Raw genomic sequence first — 1807 nt, 5'->3', positions numbered from 1 at the left:
CAAAGTCACTTTTCCCTTGACAAAGTAGCCCCAGGTACGCGTAGACCACATCCGGGTGAGTGACCGTGGGTTGATGTACACCGGGAAGCGAGGAACGAGTCAAGCGCTTGGCAATCTGGGTATGGGAAAGGAGCAAGCCAATGAGGGCAAAACCGGAATGAGCGGTCAGCATCTCCACGGACTGATCCAGTTGAAAACGTACGGGTTTCATCAATGGCACCTCCGGGGTGAGTTAAAGAAATACGGGAATTCTTCCCTTTTTCCTTATTTTACTTTACCGGCGGCTCATTTTCTAACTTTTCTATGATTTCATTTCACGGATTCAGGTTTTTATGATGTAGACAAAAAACTGGATCTTCGGGCTGTTTTATTCGAGGGAAGGGATGGTCAGTGGAATGGAATTTATGGATGAGAAAATTCAGGCGCTGCTGAACGAAGCGGAGAAAGCGAAGGAGCCGCACGATATCCGCACGGGACCGGTAAGGGTTGGAAAGCGCTACTACACGTTCGAGGAGCAACCGTTCTTCGACGGCAAGCTGACGATGTATATCCCGCAGCACACCTGTTGATTAACCACAAAATGGTAGAAAAAAGCCGCACACCCGGTAAAATGTTTGTACGCCTACAAACTCAACCGAAGAAAGGTGGCGACTCCATGAAAAAGTCTACCACGATCCTGTCCATCCTTCAATCCGTTTTGCCTGCAGAAGAAATCGATTCTGCAATCGAACTCGCCGGCTATAAAGACAAGGCCCGCAAGTTTACCGTCCATCATTTGCTACAATATTGGGCGATGGCTGCCTCTGAACAATGGGATAGCTACCGTTCAGGTGTGGTTCATGCAGCAGCCAGCGGCTTGCTTCCTGTCCATTATTCCAGTTTTTCCGGAAAGGCAGCTGAGGTTCCCTTTGCTGTATTCAAGGAGCTCCTACACCGGCTCATCCAAACCTGTAATCGTCAAACGACCCGAAAGCTGGCCTTTCCTAAAGAATTGCTTTTGATTGACTCGACGACCGTAACGGTAGGAAAAACTCGCTTGCCCTGGGCCCCTTACCATGGTGAGCGTTCGGGCATTAAGCTACATGTTTCTTTGCAAGCCCAATGCGACTCCCCTCTAAACGTGGTCGAAACGGTTGGTTCGAAACATGATGGTCCGCTCTGTGAAAGCTTAACCCATTTGGATTACATTATGGTTATGGACCGGGCTTACGGGAAGCTCGAACGATTAGATCGTTTCAAAGAAGAAGGTCAATCCTTTGTCGTTCGACTGCGTGATAACGTTCATCTTGAAAAACCACGTGCTCTACGCCGGCAAAAAGAGCCTAACAGCCCGGTCATCCGGGACATTACGTGCCAACTTGGAACAGAGCAATGTCGATCCAAGAAGCGGCATCGCGTCGTTACCTTCCAAGATTTCGATGGCCGAGAACTCCGCGTCGTTACCGATCTCATGCAAGTGACCCCAGAAGAAATCGCACAGATGTATAAAGCCCGGTGGCAAATCGAGGTTTTCTTTCGCTGGATCAAGCAGCACTTGAATATCCCTACTTTGTTCGGGACAACTGAAAATGCCGTGTACGGGCAGCTGTTTGTAGCTCTCATCGTTTACGTGTTACTCAAATGGTTATTTGATACCACTCAAGGGGTCGTATCTAGGCATCAAAAGCTGTCCTTTATTCACTTTGCACGTCTATTTAGGCTAAATTCCCTTCCTCCCGAATGGCTCGTTAAGATGCAGAGGATAAGAGAAAAATTCAGCCCTGCCGGGCTTGTTTGAGTTACACAATTTGGTTAATCAACATGTCTG

The 1807-nt window shown here is 48.3% G+C and carries 2 protein-coding genes and 1 pseudogene; 2 read left to right on the top strand and 1 reads right to left on the bottom strand.

Annotation, left to right across the window (positions count from 1 at the left end; genetic code table 11):
* A pseudogene (locus tag ABD76_RS23455) lies at positions 1-211 on the bottom strand (IS1380 family transposase); the annotation flags it as partial.
* A gap of 184 nt (positions 212-395) precedes the next feature.
* On the opposite strand from ABD76_RS23455, the gene ABD76_RS23450 reads away from it, so the two are divergent.
* Both ABD76_RS23450 and ABD76_RS23445 read left to right on the top strand, forming a co-directional pair.
* Entirely contained in the window at positions 396-569 is a 174-nt protein-coding gene (locus ABD76_RS23450; protein ID WP_197259452.1) for a hypothetical protein, read from the top strand.
* Positions 566-1777, top strand: coding sequence for an IS4 family transposase (locus ABD76_RS23445; RefSeq protein WP_242069605.1), 1212 nt, complete (start codon positions 566-568; stop codon positions 1775-1777). The genes ABD76_RS23450 and ABD76_RS23445 overlap by 4 nt, the downstream gene beginning before the upstream one ends.
* The last annotated feature ends 30 nt before the right edge of the window (positions 1778-1807 follow it).

It is taken from the genome of Paenibacillus dendritiformis, from assembly GCF_015845845.1.
Lineage (GTDB): Bacteria > Bacillota > Bacilli > Paenibacillales > Paenibacillaceae > Paenibacillus_B > Paenibacillus_B dendritiformis_C.
This window is presented reverse-complemented; position numbering and strand designations above follow the sequence as displayed.